The organism is Pseudomonas sp. R32, assembly GCF_009866705.1.
Taxonomy (GTDB): domain Bacteria; phylum Pseudomonadota; class Gammaproteobacteria; order Pseudomonadales; family Pseudomonadaceae; genus Aquipseudomonas; species Aquipseudomonas donghuensis.
Window position 1 is genome coordinate 3,434,776 of sequence record NZ_CP019396.1, and the last position, 17,737, is coordinate 3,452,512.

A 17,737-nucleotide genomic window follows, 5' to 3' on the forward strand; every position below is an offset into this window, starting at 1 on the left:
CCACGCTCAGCCTTGATCAGCTACTGCGGCGCGGCAGTGGCCGGGTACCAGCACCGCAGTGATGCTGGCGAATGGAATGCAGCGGCATTCATCATCGCAGGCGAAGTACAGCTGCAATTGGTGCGCGCCCCAGTCGATGCGGCGTACTTCGCCTGACTGGCTGTCCATGACCCCGTACTCGGCGGCAAAACAGCCATACAGCACCACGGTGTCTCCAGGTTGATACAGGCGAAGACGCTCTTTGTTGTCGTCGTCCATGTCCGCATGGCTCCAGCCCTTGAACCGGCATCATCACCCTCTGCAAGCGGGTGCGCTACTGGCAAAAATACCAGGCCCCGTTCATGCCGCTTTCTGCCGCGGCACCAGGGTGATCCAGTAGCGGCTGCGTGCCTGCACCGCCAGCGGCAGGCTGGCAGCCAGCAAGGTCAACACCCGGTCGGTGTCATCCAGGCGGAAGGTCCCCGTAACCTTGAGCGACTCCAGCGCCGGCTCCCAGCGCAACCAACCCGGCCGATAACGCGACAGCTCACGCAAAAATTGCCCCAGCGGCTGGTCGTTGACGCTCAGCACACCGTCGCGCCAGTCCGGTTGATGGGGATCGAAACGGTCCATGGCGCCACTGCCGTCGGCGCTGATGGTCAGTTGATCGCCGGCCTGCAAGGCCAGCGCCGCACCGTGGCGCGGCCGCACCTGCACCGAGCCATGCAGCACGGCGATGCGACACTGTTCGGCATCGCGGCGCAGGCACACCTGGGCCTGGCCAACGCTCACCCGGGCCATGCCCAGCTCGACGTGCAGGGCTTGGGCGCGACTGACGTTCAGGGCGATCTCACCCTCGACCAGAGTCAAGCGCTGGTGAACAAGGTCAAGGTCGACGGCTGTGGCGGTGTTCAATTGCAGCAGGCTGCCATCGGCCAGGCGCACGCCACGGCGTTCACCCACTGCGGTACGCAGGTCGGCGCGCAAGGCCTGCAGCGGCGTCTGCTGGCTGAGCAGCCAGCCAGCAGGCAGCAACACGGCTACCATCAGGCCGCGCTTGAGCAAGGTACGACGGTTCGGTTCGGGGCGATCCAGGCTGGCCATGGCCAAGCTTGGCGGCACCTCCTGAAAGCGTTGGCGCAAGCCTTCGGCACGCTGCCAGATCTGCTCGTGCTGCGGGCTTGCCGCGCGCCAGTACTGCAAGCGCTGCAAGTCGTCGGCGCTGGCGCGCCCGGAATCGAGCAAGGCCAGCCAGCGCGCCGCCGTGCGGGCCAGTTGCCGGGATTCGCGGCTGAAGGTGCGGTTCATAGATCAACCAACAGGCAATGCTCATAGGCCTGAGCCATGTAGCGTTTGACCGTACGCTCACTGACAGCCAGACGCTCGGCAATCTGTGCGTAGTTCAGGCCTTCGAGCTGCGACCAGAGAAACGCCCGACGCACTGCTGGTGGCAAGCCATCGAGCAGTTCGTCCAGGGCCTGCAAGGTTTCCAGCAGCAACCAGCGTTGTTCCGGTGACGGCATCTGCGCTTCGGGCAGGTTGGCCAGGGCCTCGAGGTAGGCCTGTTCCAGGCTGCGGCGTTTGTGGAAGTTGACCAGCAAGCGCTTGCCGACGGTCAGCAGGTAGGCCCGCGGCTCACGCAGTTCGCTAAGCACCTGGGGGCTGGCCAGCACCCGCAGGAAGGTGTCCTGGCTGAGGTCGGCGGCATCCCAGCGGTTGCCCAAGCGCTGATACAACCAGCGTTCAAGCCAGCTGCGATGCTCCCGATAGAGGCCATGCAGGGTCTGCTCGGTTGGGCTCGCCGCTTCGCTCATGTCTACGCACCTGGATGGATCAGACTCAAATGAGATTGATTCTAATTAATACCCTGGCGCAATCCAAGCGCTATTACACGGCTTTTATCATCTGCCAGCGCTGGCGCACCTCCCGCACTGTGGGGGCCGATACCCCGCGCAGTGGGTGTGTGCTTTTGCCGCTTGCAAGACACCAGTCCGCGGTTGGGCCTTCACCTGGCGTGGCGCAGCGACGATCCCTCGCCGCTGCCGGGGCGCGTTATCGCGTTGACTGAAAGCGCGGACACTGGCCTTCGAGCCGATACCGCAGGGTAACCAGCTGGCCGCTGGAGTCTTCAAAGGTCATCAGCATTGGCGCCGCTTCGCAGCCGCGGGCCATGGGTGTTTGCTCGATCAGACGGGCGACATCCACAGATTTGCCGTAGGCAAAATCCTGGATCGCGGGGACGGTCTTGCCGGTTCTTGCTGCATAGGCCTGCACTGCCTGCTCATGGGCAACCAGACGCGCATCCTTTACCTCTGGTGCCGAAGCCCGCGCGCTTTGGCCGGCCAGCAGAACCACTGCGGCCAATACCAAACCTTGCGTGCGCTTCATTGGCGGATACCTCGAATAAAGTTAAATGACGACAGTAACAACGGCTTTGAGCTTACGCCCCTAATGGCATTTCAGCTACAAAGTGATACCAAGCGCCTGACGCAATTGCTCGCCTCGGCGGTCGGATGCGGCGCTGACCAGGGCGTAGTTGTAGTCCCCTCGCGACCAGTAGCGGGCCTGCAGCTGGCCGTCGGTTCGCTCACCACTGGGCATGCGCGCATAGTGCTCACCCGGCGAGCGCAGGAACAGGCTGACCCGCTGGCCCCGGGCGTCTTCAAACAACAACAGCGCCGCCGGCCCCTGCTCGTTGCTCAGCAGCCGCGCACCTAGCGGGGTAAAACCGTAGGCCGAGAGGTCCGGTAAAGTGCCGACATGGGCAAAGTGCTGGCCCAGCCAGGCCTGCAGGCGCGCCGGGTCCTGGGCGCTGAGGTCGAGGGCCTTGGCATCGGCGAACAGCCGATGGGCCTGCACGGCATCGGCCATCGGCGGGTTGCTGGCCAGCAGGCTCGCCTCGCGCACCTGCCAGCCGCCCAGGCCGCCGATGCCCAGGGTCAGCAGCAGTACCGCAGCACTGGCCCAGCGCCGTTGCCGCCGGCGGCGCAACTCACGGCGCACGTTGGCCGGGTCCAGGCGCGGGTTGGGTGCTTGCGCGGCAAAGCCGGACAGCGCCGCGCGCAGCTGGCGGGCATCGTTGCGCCAGGCTTCGACCCGCGCCGCCTGCTCGGGGTTGGCCGCCAGGTACAGCTCCACCGCCCGCCGCCGCTCGCTGTCCAGGCGCTCGTCGACATAAGCGTGCAGTTCGTGTTCGGACGGGATCAAGCTCATTTCAACCTCCGCAGCGCCGGGGGCGGTGTGTCGCCCTCGGCCAGTTCGCGCATGGCCGCGCGGGCGCGCGACAAGCGTGACATTACCGTGCCAATCGGCACATCCAGGGCCAGGGCAGCCTCCTTGTAGCTCAGGCCTTCAACGCTGACCAGCAACAGCAAGGCACGCTGCTCGGTGGGCAGTTGCGCGAACGCTGCCAGGCCCAACTGGGCAACGACGATATCTTCGGTGTTGCTGCCCGCCTCCTCGCTGCGGCCGAACCAGGCCAGCCAACGTGCCTGGCGGCGTTCGCGGCGTTTGCCGTCGATAAACTGCCGGTACAGGATCGAGAACAGCCAGGCGCGCAGGCTGGCGTCTTCGCGTTGTTGACCACGGCGGCTCAAGGCGCGCTCGACCGTGGCCTGGACCAGGTCGTCGGCGCTGCTGGCCTCGCGGGTCAGCCACAGGGCGAAGCGACGCAGGCGCTCAAGCATCTGGCGTAATTGCTCGTCGTCTAGTTCGTTCATTGCCGCAGTCTTGGCCTGTAGGCGATCAGTGTACGAAGCAGACGCTGGCGGTGAAGAATTATTCCCTGATGCTGGAATAAAATTCTGCGCCACGCGTCGTACGGGCTCATTCACTGACCCGGATCATCGCCATGAGCACTCCGTTACACGGTCGCCCGCGCGCCTTGCGCCTGGCTGCCATCGGCTTCGGGCTGACGGCCCTGGCCGCAGGTTTTGCCTATGCCGCCGGCTGGATCGGCGCCGAGCGCCTGACCCCGAAGCGCATTATCGACACCTTCGAAGCCCAGGCCGGGCACTACCCCGGTTACCGTAAGAATCACGCCAAGGGCCTGTGCGTCAGTGGCTACTTTCAGAGCAGCGGCACTGCGGCGAAGCTGTCCACTGCGAGGGTGTTCAGCCAGGCCAGGGTGCCGGTAATCGGCCGCTTCGCCATCGGCGGCGCCAACCCCCACAGCCCTGATGCCAGCGTGCCGGCCCGCAGCCTGGCGCTACAACTGCGCAGCGACGATGGCCAGCAGTGGCGCACCGGCATGAACACGCCGCCGGTGCTGGCGGTGGGCACGCCCGAGGCCTTCTACCAGCAAGTGCTGGCCATGACCCCCGACCCGGCCTCCGGCAAACCGGACCCGGCGCGCCTGCAGGCATTTTTTGCCGCCCACCCGGAGAGCGCCGCCTTTCGCCAATGGGCCAAGGACTACAAAGCCTCGGACAGTTTCGCCAGCTCCAGCTACAACAGCATCAACGCTTTTGCCCTGATCGATGCCGCTGGCAAGGCCCGCTACGTGCGCTGGAGCCTGTTGCCGCAAACCCCGTTCGCCGCCCTGCCGGCTCAGGTCGACGACAACGACTACCTGCAACACGACCTACGCCAGCGCCTGAACCAGGGCCCGCTGCGCTGGACCCTGCAATTGACGCTGGCCGCAGCCGGCGATGCCGTCGATGACCCGAGCCAGCCCTGGCCTGCGCAGCGGCCCACGGTAAACGCCGGCACCCTGGTGATCGACCAGGTCGATGCCGCGGAACAAGGCGCCTGTCGCGACCTGAACTTCGACCCGCTGATTCTGCCGAGCGGCATCCAGCCTTCGGCCGACCCGATCCTCGCGGCGCGCTCGGCGGCCTACTCGGAATCCTTCAACCGCCGCAGCCGTGAAGCCGCGCAGCTGGGAGCTCGCCGATGAAACCTGTTGCCTTCCACCCCCTGGCCCGCGTCCTGCACTGGCTGATGGCGCTGCTGATCCTGGCCATGCTGTTTGTTGGCGTGAGCATGGTCAGCGACCTGTCGCCGCGCCATACCTGGCTGATCAGCCTGCACAAGGCCATTGGCCTGGCCCTGTTGCTGCTGGTGATCGTGCGCATTGGCGTACGCCTGAGCCTGCCGCACCCGCCGCTACCCGACGACTTGCCGCCACTGCAGCGCTGGGCGGCGAAAGCTTCGCACCTGTTGCTGTACGGGCTGATGCTGGCGATGCCGGTGCTGGGCTGGGGCATGCAGTCTGCCGGCGGCTATCCGCTGCCGCTGCAACTGCCGGCGCTGGTGCCCCACGACCTGCAACTGTATGCCCTGCTGCGCCAGGCCCACGGCTGGCTGGCCTATGTGCTGTTTGCCAGCGTGCTGGTGCACCTGGGTGCGGCGCTGGTGCACGGGCTGGTACGCCGTGACGCCGTGCTGCGCAGCATGTGGCCGGGGCCACTGCCAAAGGATTAATATATTAATTAATTTCCGTTCCAGGCCATTTCTACCAGCAAGAGGTCTATTCAAAAATAAAGATAATATGTTAACAATATAGGCAGAGACACCTGGCACCCGCCACACACAACAACAAGAAAGGTAGCCCCCAATGCTTCTGCCCCGTTCGCTGACGGTGAGTGCCGGCCTGTGCGCCGCATTCACCCCCTACATCGCCCAGGCCGAGTTCATCAAGGACAGCAAGGCCAGCCTTGAGGCGCGCAACTTCTACTTCAGCCGTGACTTTCGCCAAAGCGGCGCGCCGCAGAGCCAGGCGCGGGAATGGGCTCAGGGCTTCATCCTGAAAATGGAGTCGGGCTTTACCGAAGGCACCGTAGGCTTTGGCCTTGATGCCCTGGGCGAGCTGGGGGTCAAGCTCGACGCCAGCCGCGACCGGCGCGGTACCGGCCTGCTGCCCTTCGGCGCCAGCCAGGAGCCGGTGGACGACTACAGCGAACTGGGCCTGACCGCCAAGCTGCGGGTCAGCAAAACCACCCTCAAGCTCGGCACCCTGCAACCGATGCTGCCGGTGGCGGCGATCAACGACGTGCGCCTGCTGCCTTCGACCTACAGCGGCGGCCTGCTGACCTCCCAGGACATCGACGGCCTGACCCTAAACCTCGGCCGCCTGGAAAAACAAAACCTGCGCGACTCCTCAAGCAACGACGAGATGAGCTACGCCGGGGTCGAGAGCAATCACCTGGACCTGGCCGGCGGCACCTACGCGATCAACCCGCGCCTGGCCGTCAGCTATTACTACGCGCAGATGCAGGATATCTACCGCCAGCACTACGCCGGGCTGGTCCACGACCTGCCCCTGGCAGAAGGCATCAACCTGCGCAGCGACCTGCGTTACTTCGACACCCGCGAACAGGGCAGCCACAACCTGCGCGCGGCCTCGCGGGTCGACGGCGGCAAGATCGACAACCGCTTCTTCAACGGCATGCTGACCCTGGGCGTGGGCGCACACAAGTTCGGCCTCGGTTACCAGAACCTCTCAGGCGATGGCGATTTTGCCTACCCGGGCCTGGACCCCTACTCGGTCAACCTGGTCACCGTGAACGTCTTCACCAAGGCTGAAACCGATGCCTGGCAGGCGCGTTACGACTACAACTTCGCCGCCCTCGGCCTGCCGGGCTTGAGCTTCATGACCCGCTACGTGAATGGCAGCCATATCGAAACCGCCAGTGTCAGCGGCGGTAAGGAATGGGAACGCGATACCGACATTGCCTACGTGGTGCAAAGCGGGCCGCTGAAAAATGTCAGCGTGCGGCTGCGCAACGCCACCTTCCGTTCCAGTGGCGGCCTGACCACGGACATCGACGAGAACCGGCTGATTGTCGGCTACACCCTGGCGCTCTGGTAAGCAAAGGTGGCGGCCGTGTGAAAACAACGCTTTATTAGTTTTTTGGGAATGCTTATCATCTGCATTATTTTTCCGGGATGCAGCCAGGATGAGCGCACCGCCGTCACCGCCCAATGCCGAACTCGGCCAGCTCTATCAGCACCATCACCTGTGGTTGCAACACTGGCTGCGCCGGCGCCTGAGCTGTCCGCAACGGGCGGCGGACCTGATGCAGGACACCTTCGTACGCATCCTCGCCTCCTCCGAGGCGCTGGAGCTGGTGCGCCTGCTGCGTGAGCCGCGCAACTACCTGGCGACGGTGGCGCGGCGGGTGATGATCGATCATTTCCGTCGTCAGCAACTGGAGCGCGCTTACCTGGAAGCCTTGGCAGCGCAACCGCAAGCCGAACAGATCTCCAGCGAAGAGCAGGTGCTGATTCTGGAGACCCTGCGTGAAATCGACCAACTGTTGGCGGGCTGCGGCGCCAAGGCACGCAAGGCGTTTCTGATGGCCAACTGGCTGGGCATGACCTACGTGGAAATTGCCGAGGCCCTGGGTGTGTCACTGACCACGGTGAAAAAGTACCTGATCAAGACCACCGAGCGCTGCCTGCTGCTCGCTTACGATGCTCAGCCATGACTGACCGCGAGCGCCAGCGCCAAGCCCTGAAGTCCGCCGCCCGCTGGCATGTGCAACTGACCGCCGGCGATGCCCCGGCCGAACTGCACCAGGCCTGGCAGGTATGGCTGGCCAGCGCTGCCGAGCATCGCTGGGCCTGGGCGCGGGTCGAGCAGTTGCAGGGGCGCCTGGCCAGTGTGCCAGGCGGCCTCGCCTTCGATACCTTGCAGCGTAGCGAAGCCGAAGGCCTGCCCCGGCGCAGCGTGCTCAAGGGCCTGCTGCTGGCCAGCGGCCTTGGTCTTGGCGGCTGGGCCAGCTATCGCAGCCAGCCGGCGCAGCACTGGCTGGCGGATGTGCACAGTGCCACCGGTGAAATTCGTCACCTGACCCTCGCCGACGGCAGCCAGTTGGTGCTCGACACCGCCAGCGCCGTGGACATCCGCTTCGATGCTCAGCAACGACTGATTCGCCTGCGTCACGGGCGGGTTTTTCTGACTAGCGGCAAGGACAGCCGGCAACGCCCCTTGCGCGTGGAAACCGCCCAAGGCCTGGTCGAAGCCCTGGGCACGCGCTTCAGCGTCGATCAGCGCGAAGCCGCCAGCCAGGTCGAGGTGTTCGAGCAGGCGGTGCGCATCAACCCGCATCAGGCGCCGGCTCGTCGCCTGGACGCTGGCCAGCGTTGCCAGTTCGACAGCCATGCGGTCCACGCCACGCAGGCCGTCGCCAGCAGCGAAGCGGCCTGGACCAGCGGGCACCTGATCGTCGAGGACTGGCGCCTGGGCGATGTACTCGAAGAACTCGGCCGCTACCGCCCTGGGCTGTTGTCCTACGCCAGTGAGCTTAACGGGCTACGCGTCTCAGGGACCTTCTCCCTCACCAACAGCGATGCGGCGCTGTCGGCCCTGGCCACGTCGTTCAAGCTTCAGGTACGCCGGTACAACCGCTTCTGGGTCAGCGTTGGCCTGAGTTGAAATTCTTTCAGCAAGGGGTGCCTGTTTTTTTTCGTTCGTCCGCCTCTGTAGGAAATAATCTCATTTGCGAACGAAGAGGATTTCCATGCAACCCCGCTTCCCCCGTGCCCTCCTCCCCCAGCTGATTGGCCGACACCTGCTTGCCGCCGCTCTGGTCATGCCCCTATTGCCCCTCGACGTTGCCCAGGCAGCAGAGACCGACAGCGCCAGTAACGGCCAGGTATTTGCCATTGACGCGGGTTCCTTGAGCCAGGTGTTGGGCAGCTTTGCGGCGGCGGCCGGGGTCAACCTGTCGTACGACGCGCAACTGACCAGCAGCCAGCAGAGCCCGGGCCTGCAGGGGCGTTACGGGGTACTCGAAGGCCTGAGCCGGATCCTCGCTGGCAGTGGCCTGCAGGCTTACCGCCAGGCCGACGGCAGCTACTCGATCCGCCCGCTGCCGGCCAGTGATGGCGCGCTGGAACTGGGCGCCACCACCATTGGCGCCAGCACCCTGAACACCCACATGGAAACCACCGACAGCCTCACCGTGCGTCAGGTCAGCTTTGCCAAGGGCGAGCACTCACTGCGCGAAACGCCGCAGTCGGTGACGGTGATCACCCGCAAAATGATGGATGACCAAAACCTCACTACCCTCGAACAGGTGATGGAGAAGACGCCAGGGATCACCGTGCATGACTCGCCCATGGGCGGCAAATACTTCTACTCGCGCGGTTTCATGCTCGCCGGCCAGTACCAGTACGACGGCGTGCCGCTGGACCTGGGTGGCAACTACGTACAGGCCAACAGCTTTGCCAGCGACATGGCCTATTACGATCGTGTCGAAGTGCTGCGCGGCGCCGCCGGCATGCTCAAGGGCTCTGGCAGCTCTGCCGGCGGGGTCAACTTCATCCGCAAGCGCGGCCAGGAAAAGGCCGCCACCAGCGTCAGCCTTTCGGCCGGCTCCTGGGACAACTACCGTGCCCAGCTCGATACCGGTGGCCCGCTGAACGAATCCGGCAGCCTGCGTGGCCGGCTGGTGGTTGCCGGGCAGGACCGCCAGTATTTCTACGACATGGGCAAGCGCGACGACCAGGTGGTCTACGGCGCCCTGGACTACGACTTCAACGACGCCACCACCCTCGGTATCGGCGCCGCCTACGAGAAGCTCAACGCCACCCCTTGCTGGCAGGGCCTGCCGCGCTACAGCAATGGTGCGGACCTGAAGCTGTCGCGCTCCACCTGCCTGGGCGCGACCTGGAACAGTTGGGAAAGCCAGCGGGTCAACCTGTTCGCCGACCTCACCCATCACTTCAACGACCAGTGGCGGTTGAAGGTCGCCGCCATGCACAGCCACAACACCCAGGACATGCAGTACGCGATGACACTGGGCAGCGTGCCGGTCGGTAGCAGCTCGGCCAACAACCAGCTGTACTCCGGCGTGTTCGACTACGACCAGCACGACTACGGCATGGACGCCTACCTGGACGGCAAGTTCAACGCCTGGGGCCTGGAGCATGAACTGATCATCGGCGCCAACGCCAGCCGGGCCAAGGGCAGCGACAGCTACGCGCTGATCAACATGACCCAGTTGCTCGGCGTGACCATGGACCCCTTCGCCCCCAACCGCGACATTCCCAAGCCGCCGGACAGCTTGTACCAGACCGCCTCCTACCGCGGCGGCCCGCTGCCGGTGGAAAGCGACACGCGGCAGATGGGCACCTATGCCACCTTGCGCCTGAAACTGGCCGAGCCCCTGACCCTGGTGCTTGGCAGCCGGGTCAGCTGGTACCGCAGCCAGCGCGATTCCTACACCCAGGCCTGGGACTACTGGCAGCATGACCGCAGCCAGGAAAACGGCCAGGTCACGCCGTTTGCCGCGCTGATCTACGACCTGGACGACACCTGGTCGGTGTACGGCAGCTACGCCGACATCTTCCAGCCCCAGGGCACCTACACCGATACCCAGGGCAGCCCGTTGCAACCCAAGACCGGCGCCAACTATGAGCTGGGGATCAAGGGCGAATGGCTCGATGGCGGCCTGAACGCGGCGTTCAACCTGTTCCGCACCATCGAGGCGCACCGCGCCGAAGCCGATTACGATTCGGTGTGCGCCGGTTCCTCCGACGGTTACTGCTACAGCGACAAGGGCAAGGTCCGCGCCCAGGGCTTTGAAGCCGAACTCAGCGGCGAGCTGGCCGAGCGCCTGCAGGTACTGGCCGGTTACACCTACACCGAGCTTGAGTACCTCAAGACCAACAGCACCAGCCAAGACGCGACCTTCACCGCCAGCTACGTGCCGCGCCATCTGCTGCGGGTCTGGGCCGACTACCAACTGGACGGGCCGCTGCAACGCTGGAGCCTGGGCGGCGGGGTCAACGCGCAAAGCGACAACCACTACCAGGACCGCGCGGCGAAAACCGTACAGCCCGGCTACGCGATCTGGAACGCGCGCCTGGGCTACCAGCTGGACGACAACTGGAGCATTGCCGTCAACGGCAACAACCTGTTCGACAAGCACTACTACTCCAGCGTCGGCGCCCTGGCCTGGGGTAACTTCTATGGTGAGCCGCGCAATTTCATGGTGACCCTCAAAGGCGATTTCTGACGCCGGTGATTTGCGGTCGACGCCAGCCGATGATAATCGTTATCATCTTGTGCCGGTCGTCGACCGCCTTGCCCTCACCTGCCCTGGATAGCCCATGACCACTGCAACGGACCCTGCCGTGCTCGCTTCAGCCGAGCGCTCCTCTTTCGACCTGCGCCCGCTACTGGCGGCCAACATGGCCTGCACCATGGCGCTGATGGCCTTCGTTTCCTTGATCGGCCCGATTGCCCGCACCCTGGGCCTGGCCACTTGGCAGGCAGGTATTGCAGTCACGGTTGCCGGAGTGATCTGGATGCTTCTGGCCCGCCCCTGGGGCCGCGCCAGTGATCGCCTGGGGCGGCGCAAGGTATTGCTGCTCGGCACCGCAGGCTTCACCGCCGCCTACTGGGCGTTGTGTTTGTTCATCGACACTGCTTTGCACCTGCTGCCCAGCGCCGCATTGGCCTTTGCCGGGCTGGTGCTTGGCCGCGGCTTGATCGGCGCCTTCTACGCCGCTCTGCCGGTTGCTGGCGCAGCGCTGATTGCCGATAACATCGAACCTCAGCACCGCGCTCGGGCAATGGCTTCGCTGGGTGCGGCCAACGCCTTCGGCCTGGTGATCGGCCCGGCGCTGGCAGCGGTCCTGGCCCGCTACAGCCTGGGCCTGCCGTTCTATGGGATGGCGGTGCTACCGATGCTGGCGTTCCTGGTGCTGCTGCTCAAGCTCAAGCGTCAGGAGTTGCACATCAAGCAACCGCCACGCCCGGTACGCCTGGCCGACCCGCGCCTGCGCCGGCCCTTGCTGGTGGCCTTCGTGGCAATGCTCAGCGTGTCGGTGGCGCAGATCACCGTCGGTTTCTTCGCCCTAGACCGCCTGGGCATGGCCCCGGCCGATGCCGCGCAAACCGCCGGGGTTGCCCTGACCATGGTCGGCGTGGCGCTGATCCTCTCGCAGATCCTGGTGCGCAAGCTCGAGTGGCCACCACTGCGGATGATCCGCGTCGGCGCCAGCATCGCCGCCGTGGGTTTTGCCGCCAGCGCCCTGGCCAGCAGTGCCGTGGGGCTGTGGGCGTGTTTCTTTGTTTCGGCCTGTGGCATGGGTTGGGTGTTCCCGGCGTTTTCGGCGCTGGCGGCCAATGCCATGGACGCCAGCGAGCAAGGCGCCACGGCCGGTTCCATCGGCGCGGTGCAGGGGCTGGGCGTGGTCATCGGGCCGCTGGCCGGGACCCTGATCTATGCCGTTGATCCGCGCCTGCCATACCTGATTGTCGCTGCGTTACTGTTGTTGGTAGGCCTGTGGCCGCAGCCGAAAAAGCCCGCCTAACAGGTGGGCCGCTAAAGCCTGGCCGAATGTGCTTTAATGCCTCGCCCAAAATTTTTGACACATAAGGCGGCTATGGACACGGGGACACGACTCAAACTGGTGCGTGAACGCAACAAACTCTCCCAGCGGGAGCTGGCTCGACGCAGTGGCCTGACCAACTCGACGATCTCGCAGATCGAGCAGAATCGCGTCAGCCCGTCGGTCAGTTCCCTGAAAAAGCTGCTTGAAGGCATTCCGATGTCGTTGGCGGAGTTCTTCAGTTTCGACGAGCCGATCCGCGAGGAGCGCTTTGTGTTCCGCTCCACCGAGCAGCCAGACCTGGGCAACAGCGGCCTGCGCATGTTGCTGGTGGGTGCCAGTGTCGAGGGCCGGCAGATGCGCATGTTGCGCGAGCTGTACGCGCCAGGCGCCGATTCCGGTGAGCCGATCGTGCATGCCGAAGGCGAAGAATGCGGCCTGGTGACCCGAGGCACCATCGAGTTGCGGGTCGATGGCCAGGTCAGCATCCTCAACTCGGGCGACGGCTACTACTTCCCCACCACCCTGCCCCACAGCTTCAAGAACATCGGCCAGGACGAGGCCGAGATCATCAGCGCCAACACGCCGGCGAATTTCTAGATTCGGGGGCTGCTGCCAACCCATCGCCGGCAAGCCGGCTCCCACAGTAGATTTGTGTACACCGGAACTGTGGGAGCTGGCTTGCCAGCGATCGAGCGCGAAGCGGTCGCAATCTTGGCCCTTTACATCCAGCCCAACCACTGCCACCAGGTAGCGGCAAACACCAGCATCAGCCCATAGCCGATCAAGGTCACCAGGATCCCCACCCGGGCAAACTGCTTGGCGGTGAAAGTTTCGGTGCCCAGGCAGACCATGTTCTGCGGTGCGTTGATCGGCAGGATAAACCCGTAGCTGACCACAAAGCCCAGGGCCATGGTCATGCCCAGGCGGCTGAAGTCACCCGGCAGGGTCTGCAGCACGGCGATCAGGATCGGCAGCAGTGCCGAGGTCAGCGCGGTGGCGCTGGCAAAGCCCAGGTGGATCAGAATCAGGAAGGCCGCCAGAATCGAGAACACCCCCAGCGTCCCCAGTTGATCCAGCCCGGTATGGGCCACCACCTGCGCGCCCAGCCATTGCCCGGCCTGGGTGGTGAGCAAGGTAGTGCCCAGGCTGATGCCGACACCAAAGACAATCACCGTGCCCCAGGGAATGCGCGCCTGCACGTCTTTCCAGGTCATGACCCCGAGCCGTGGCAGCAGCAGGATCACCAACCCGGCATAGGTGGTCGAGGTGGTATCGAAGTGATGCAGCTTGCCCTCGGTGGCCCAGGCCAGCAGCAACAGCAGTGACACGCCAAGCAGGCGTTTCTGCGCAGCGGTCATCGGCCCGAGCTCGGCCAAGGTCTTGTTCACCGCCGCCTTGCCGCCGGGTATCGCTTCGCTCTCGGGCGGCAGCATTTTCAGTACCAGGACAATCAGCACCACCGACATGATCAGCGCCCACGGCGCACCGGCAATCAGCCAGTCGATCCACGACACCCGCGCCCCGAGCATCTTGTCCATGAAGCCGACGGTCAGCAGGTTCTGCGCCGCAGCGGTCTGGATACCGATGTTCCAGATGCTGGTGCCCTGGGCGACGATGATCATGATCCCGGCCGCGATGTTGGAGCGTTTATCCACGCCGAACGCGGCAATCACCCCCATCATGATCGGCACCACGCAGGCACTGCGCGCCGTGGCGCTGGGCACCACCAGGCTGAGCAGCACGGTAACCGCCACCGCCCCGATGAGGATGCGCCGGGTGCTGACGCCGATGCTCGAGAGCGTCACCAGGGCGATGCGCCGGTCAAGGCCGGTGTGGGTCATGGCCGCGGCGATGAACAAGGCCCCGACCACCAGGGCCAGGGCACTGTTGGAGAACCCGGTCAGGGCCAGGGTGATTGCCGCCGAGGAGCCGTAGATTACCGAAGGGTCGGCGACCGTCGGCGCAGTGCCGAGCAAAAACGCCATCAGCGAGGTGATCATGATCGCACTGGCTTCGTACGACACCGCTTCGCTGATCCACACCACCACGGCAAAGGCCAGGATTGCCAGCACCCGGTGGCCGGCCACCGGCAAGTCGGCGGGCATCGGCAGCAACAGCACCCCGGCAAGGGCCGCGATACCGACCAACAGGCCAATAGGCACGCGGGTTCCGGCAGTTGGAGAGACAGGCGCATTGGCCGCTGAATTCATGGGTGACTCCCTGCAAAACATGTCCAGGCATGATCCTGCAAGTCACCTCAACGCGGACTGATGCGTATCAATGCCCTGAATTCGAGGCATTGTCGGACAATATGTAGTGCGTGTAAAAAATCACTACAAAACCTGTTGACGCCGTTCATCGCCCCTTGCATGATGAGGCCGTCTCCCCGATCGGGGGTACTGGCAAGGGTGTTCCAGGCAGCTCGACAGATCCATGAGCTGTGTGCGGATGGGTACTGCCCAAAAGGCAGCGTGTAGAAGCCCCCAGTTGTGACGCTGCTGTAGCAGCTTTCATTTAACGCTACATGTTATGCGCCAAGTGCGAACAAACAACGAATGGTCAAGGGGGCTTTATGATGAATCTGAACAATCAACCGACTGTTGAGGAACTGGCCCGGCTGTTCGCCGCGCGCAAGGACACCCTCGACAGCCACATCCTCTGGGTTTGCGAATCGGGTGAAGTTCGCCTGGACAGCCTGGATACCCTGAGCGACGAAGCGCAGTTCGAGCAATGCAACCCGAACATGCGGGCTCGCCTGAAGATGTACCGTCGCGGCCAGGGCTACGTTGGCAAGAAGGCCGCCGCCGACACCCAGTACGTCGGACGGGTTCTGCAGACCCTGCAAAGCGAGTGGGCTGCGCTGCAGAACAAACCGGGCGTCGCGGTAATCGACCGCCTCTGCTAAGGGTCGCTGGGGTGCGGCACAGCCCCAGCCACGCTTGAGCCCAATCCCTGCGGATTGGGCTTTTTTTATGGTTATTCATGGAGTCCCGGGGGCTATGGTCCTTGGCTTGGGATGTTGAGGCTGCGAGCTTATCCGTTCGCTGTGGCGCCGCTGCCTGCCCCTTCCGCCTTTACGGCGGCCTACTTTTCTCTTGGGAAAAGTAGGCAAAACCGCTCGCTCCTGCATACGGCCCTACGCTGCGCTTCGGGTCCCTTCGCTTCGGTGTCTTCCAGGGGCTCCGCGGCCTACGACTTGCTACGCCAAGTCTACGTCTCGCGACTTCGGCTGACGCCGAAGGGTGCTGCGCACCAGCCCCCTCCAGACACCTACGCTCAGCCTCCTGAAGTCGCGAAGTTACGGGCGGCGCCTGCACGGGCGTATCTGCGAAAGCAGATGTTGGCGCAGCCAGGCTGACGCCAGAGCGGGGCAAGCTCGCTGGCAAAGCGAGCACCGACTTGCTTGGTCTTGATTTTGATGTTCATGCACGTAATTCCAGGCGCCGCCAAAAGCGACTTCAGGAGGCCGAGCGAAGGTGCCTGTAGGGGCAGTGCGCAGCACCTTCGGCGTTAGCCGAAGACGCGAGACGTAGACTTGGCGCAGCAAGTCGTAGGCCGCGATGCCCCGGAGGGCGCCGTAGCGAGGGGACCCGAAGCGCAGCGTAGGGCCGTATGCAGGAGCAAGCGGTTTTGCCTACCTTTTCCCAAGAGAAAAGTAGGCCGCCGTAAAGGCGGAAGGGGCAGGCAGCGGCGCCACAGCGAACGGATAAGCTCGCAGCCTGAACATCCCAACCCAACCCAACCCAACCCAACCCAACCCAACCCAACCCAAGGACCATAGCCCCCAAGACTCCATGAACAGCATTTTTTATTCACCCCGGGACTTGGCTAGAATGGCGCTTTTACCTGAAGAGCCCACTTATGACCCACCCTGCTTTCGGAACCGGTGATGCGTCCTACCAAGCCGCCGGTGGCATCGACGGCCTGCGCCGCCTGGTCGATGAGTTCTACCGGTTGATGGATGAGAACCCCGAGGCACTGGCCGTGCGCCAGATGCACCCCGACAACCTCGATGCCTCACGCGACAAGCTGGCCTGCTTTCTCAGCGGCTGGCTCGGTGGCCCGCGGCTGTTCAGCGAACGCTATGGCCCGATCGCCATCCCGGCCTTCCATGCCCAATGGCCGATCGATGAACACCACAGCGCTATCTGGTTGAGCTGCATGGAGCAGGCAATTGCACTGCAGGATTACCCCGACGAATTTGCCGACTACCTGCTGCGCCAACTGCGCGTGCCGGCCCAGCGCATCGTCCAGGCCAGCCGCGCCCGCCATCCTCAGGCCTGAAGGCGCAGCGCCACCGTCTCCAGCGGCAACGCCCCGGTAGCCAGTGCCCGGGCCCGGTCGACACCCCAGACCATGGCGCGGGTCATGGTTTCGCCGGGACGGTTGTCGTAATACTCCTCGACCAGGGCATTGCCCTGGCACGTATAGATGCCGAGGAACAATTGCGTGGCACCGGTACGCGACAACCTCACCTGCACGTCGATACTGGTCCCGTCACTGAGCTGTTCGTCATGGCTGCGGCTATGCAGTTGCGCGTCGGCCCAGCTCCAGTAAGTTTCTTCCCTGATACGCATCGAGTGACTCCTGTATTGATGGCGGCAGTAGTAAGGCACACAACCCGAAATCAGGCGAGTACGAGCCGCACAACCTTTGCGCGAGGTCAAACAATGCAAAAAAAACCCCGCCGTTGGGCGGGGTGGTGGTCGATTCAATCACTTCTTCGCGGGCAAGCGCGGGGTGAATTTGCCCTTCTTGCTACGCGGCAGCGTGTTCAGGCGCACCTGTGCGTCTTCCTGCGTCATGTTGGTAAAGCCCAGCCGATAGCCGCTCTGCCCGCAACGGATTAGATTGTTGATTGGAAAAGCGTCGCCGTTGTCCTCATTGAATAAGTCAACCATGCCCCAGTCTCCCTCCGACAGCGGATCAGTACCGGCAAGCAGATGATTGCCCAGAAAAGCACTGACCCTGGTGATTCTGAGACTAGCCGGTCATTTACGGACCACACAGGCGAAGACAAAAAAGCCCGACCAATGGCCGGGCTATTTTGTCGCACCCCTCGGGTGACTTAGAGGCTTACTTGAGCTTTACGGCGGTGCCGGTGACAAACACCACAACCATGCCACCGCGTGCCGACGGCATGCTGATTTCGTAATCCAGGCCCACCACCGCATCGGCCTGCAGGCTGCGCGCGCGGCTGCGGATTTCGTCGGTGGCCTGGATGCGTGCTTCTTTCAGGGCGCTCTCCAGGGTTTGCGAACGGCCACCGAAAAAGTCGCGAAAGCTGGCGAAAATATCGCGAACCACGTTGATGCCCTGGACCGACTCGGCGCTGACCACATCCAGATAGGCGGCGATTTCCCGGCCTTCGATGGTACCTGTGGTGGTGATGATCATGCTGCTCTCCTTCGGCCTTGCCTGTCAGCCGCCCGGCGCTTCAGTGCGCGGGCGGTAAAAAACGCGATGG

General features: G+C 64.0%; 21 protein-coding genes. 10 read left to right on the forward strand and 11 right to left on the reverse strand.

All coding sequences use genetic code 11. The features are described 5' to 3' along the window. Positions 1-6 precede the first annotated feature (6 nt). The 6 genes from PspR32_RS15980 to PspR32_RS16005 all read right to left on the reverse strand — a co-directional run bounded on the left by PspR32_RS15980 (position 7) and on the right by PspR32_RS16005 (position 3,698). Positions 7-258 carry a hypothetical protein gene (locus tag PspR32_RS15980; protein WP_010226819.1) on the reverse strand — a complete coding sequence of 84 codons (252 nt, stop codon included), beginning with the start codon at positions 256-258 and terminating at the stop codon, positions 7-9. 81 nt (positions 259-339) lie between these two features. Further along, positions 340-1,287: a FecR domain-containing protein gene (locus tag PspR32_RS15985; RefSeq protein WP_036996180.1), complete on the reverse strand. Its 948-nt coding sequence runs from the start codon at positions 1,285-1,287 to the stop codon at positions 340-342. Beyond that, positions 1,284-1,793, reverse strand: coding sequence for a sigma-70 family RNA polymerase sigma factor (locus PspR32_RS15990; RefSeq protein WP_010226815.1), 510 nt, complete (start codon positions 1,791-1,793; stop codon positions 1,284-1,286). Before PspR32_RS15990 ends, PspR32_RS15985 begins: the two co-directional genes overlap by 4 nt. Before the next feature lie 238 nt (positions 1,794-2,031). After that, positions 2,032-2,367 (reverse strand): DUF2790 domain-containing protein, encoded by a 336-nt coding sequence (locus tag PspR32_RS15995; protein WP_159388865.1) that lies wholly within the window; start codon positions 2,365-2,367, stop codon positions 2,032-2,034. 75 nt (positions 2,368-2,442) lie between these two features. Then, positions 2,443-3,192: an anti-sigma factor family protein gene (locus PspR32_RS16000; protein ID WP_010226811.1), complete on the reverse strand. Its 750-nt coding sequence runs from the start codon at positions 3,190-3,192 to the stop codon at positions 2,443-2,445. Continuing rightward, positions 3,189-3,698, reverse strand: coding sequence for a sigma-70 family RNA polymerase sigma factor (locus PspR32_RS16005; protein ID WP_036996182.1), 510 nt, complete (start codon positions 3,696-3,698; stop codon positions 3,189-3,191). The genes PspR32_RS16000 and PspR32_RS16005 overlap by 4 nt, the downstream gene beginning before the upstream one ends. Positions 3,699-3,823: 125 nt before the next feature. Between PspR32_RS16005 and PspR32_RS16010 the strand changes: the two genes are divergently transcribed. The 8 genes from PspR32_RS16010 to PspR32_RS16045 all read left to right on the forward strand — a co-directional run bounded on the left by PspR32_RS16010 (position 3,824) and on the right by PspR32_RS16045 (position 12,867). Further along, the gene (locus PspR32_RS16010) at positions 3,824-4,876 is read left to right on the forward strand and encodes a catalase family peroxidase (RefSeq protein WP_159389396.1); all 1,053 of its coding nucleotides are present in this window, start codon (positions 3,824-3,826) and stop codon (positions 4,874-4,876) included. Further along, positions 4,873-5,403, forward strand: coding sequence for a cytochrome b (locus PspR32_RS16015; RefSeq protein ID WP_159388866.1), 531 nt, complete (start codon positions 4,873-4,875; stop codon positions 5,401-5,403). Before PspR32_RS16010 ends, PspR32_RS16015 begins: the two co-directional genes overlap by 4 nt. Positions 5,404-5,536: 133 nt before the next feature. Beyond that, on the forward strand, positions 5,537-6,790 hold the full coding sequence (locus PspR32_RS16020) for an OprD family porin (protein WP_010226806.1): 1,254 nt from the start codon (positions 5,537-5,539) through the stop codon (positions 6,788-6,790). A gap of 88 nt (positions 6,791-6,878) precedes the next feature. After that, complete coding sequence (locus PspR32_RS16025) at positions 6,879-7,409, forward strand: sigma-70 family RNA polymerase sigma factor (RefSeq protein ID WP_010226805.1); 531 nt, start codon at positions 6,879-6,881, stop codon at positions 7,407-7,409. Continuing rightward, entirely contained in the window at positions 7,406-8,359 is a 954-nt protein-coding gene (locus PspR32_RS16030) for a FecR domain-containing protein (protein ID WP_159388867.1), read from the forward strand. Before PspR32_RS16025 ends, PspR32_RS16030 begins: the two co-directional genes overlap by 4 nt. Positions 8,360-8,444: 85 nt before the next feature. Further along, on the forward strand, positions 8,445-10,946 hold the full coding sequence (locus tag PspR32_RS16035) for a TonB-dependent siderophore receptor (protein ID WP_159388868.1): 2,502 nt from the start codon (positions 8,445-8,447) through the stop codon (positions 10,944-10,946). A 94-nt stretch (positions 10,947-11,040) separates the two neighbouring features. Continuing rightward, complete coding sequence (locus PspR32_RS16040) at positions 11,041-12,249, forward strand: MFS transporter (protein WP_051636791.1); 1,209 nt, start codon at positions 11,041-11,043, stop codon at positions 12,247-12,249. A 72-nt stretch (positions 12,250-12,321) separates the two neighbouring features. Next, entirely contained in the window at positions 12,322-12,867 is a 546-nt protein-coding gene (locus PspR32_RS16045) for a cupin domain-containing protein (protein ID WP_010226800.1), read from the forward strand. A 122-nt stretch (positions 12,868-12,989) separates the two neighbouring features. Here the strand turns inward: PspR32_RS16045 and PspR32_RS16050 are convergent, their stop codons facing one another. Then, positions 12,990-14,480 (reverse strand): DASS family sodium-coupled anion symporter, encoded by a 1,491-nt coding sequence (locus tag PspR32_RS16050; RefSeq protein ID WP_026001537.1) that lies wholly within the window; start codon positions 14,478-14,480, stop codon positions 12,990-12,992. A 362-nt stretch (positions 14,481-14,842) separates the two neighbouring features. Between PspR32_RS16050 and PspR32_RS16055 the strand changes: the two genes are divergently transcribed. Continuing rightward, the gene (locus PspR32_RS16055) at positions 14,843-15,175 is read left to right on the forward strand and encodes a hypothetical protein (protein WP_010226796.1); all 333 of its coding nucleotides are present in this window, start codon (positions 14,843-14,845) and stop codon (positions 15,173-15,175) included. Between the two features lie 371 nt (positions 15,176-15,546). Here the strand turns inward: PspR32_RS16055 and PspR32_RS16060 are convergent, their stop codons facing one another. Next, positions 15,547-15,696: a hypothetical protein gene (locus tag PspR32_RS16060; protein ID WP_158491194.1), complete on the reverse strand. Its 150-nt coding sequence runs from the start codon at positions 15,694-15,696 to the stop codon at positions 15,547-15,549. A 435-nt stretch (positions 15,697-16,131) separates the two neighbouring features. Between PspR32_RS16060 and PspR32_RS16065 the strand changes: the two genes are divergently transcribed. Beyond that, complete coding sequence (locus PspR32_RS16065; RefSeq protein ID WP_036996192.1) at positions 16,132-16,554, forward strand: group II truncated hemoglobin; 423 nt, start codon at positions 16,132-16,134, stop codon at positions 16,552-16,554. On the opposite strand, the gene PspR32_RS16070 is transcribed toward PspR32_RS16065, so the two are convergent. The 3 genes from PspR32_RS16070 to PspR32_RS16080 all read right to left on the reverse strand — a co-directional run bounded on the left by PspR32_RS16070 (position 16,545) and on the right by PspR32_RS16080 (position 17,667). Further along, positions 16,545-16,847: a hypothetical protein gene (locus PspR32_RS16070; RefSeq protein WP_010226792.1), complete on the reverse strand. Its 303-nt coding sequence runs from the start codon at positions 16,845-16,847 to the stop codon at positions 16,545-16,547. The genes PspR32_RS16065 and PspR32_RS16070 overlap by 10 nt on opposite strands. 138 nt (positions 16,848-16,985) lie before the next feature. Continuing rightward, on the reverse strand, positions 16,986-17,171 hold the full coding sequence (locus PspR32_RS16075) for a hypothetical protein (protein ID WP_010226790.1): 186 nt from the start codon (positions 17,169-17,171) through the stop codon (positions 16,986-16,988). A gap of 175 nt (positions 17,172-17,346) precedes the next feature. Then, positions 17,347-17,667 (reverse strand): YbjQ family protein, encoded by a 321-nt coding sequence (locus tag PspR32_RS16080; protein WP_010226788.1) that lies wholly within the window; start codon positions 17,665-17,667, stop codon positions 17,347-17,349. Positions 17,668-17,737: the final 70 nt, after the last annotated feature.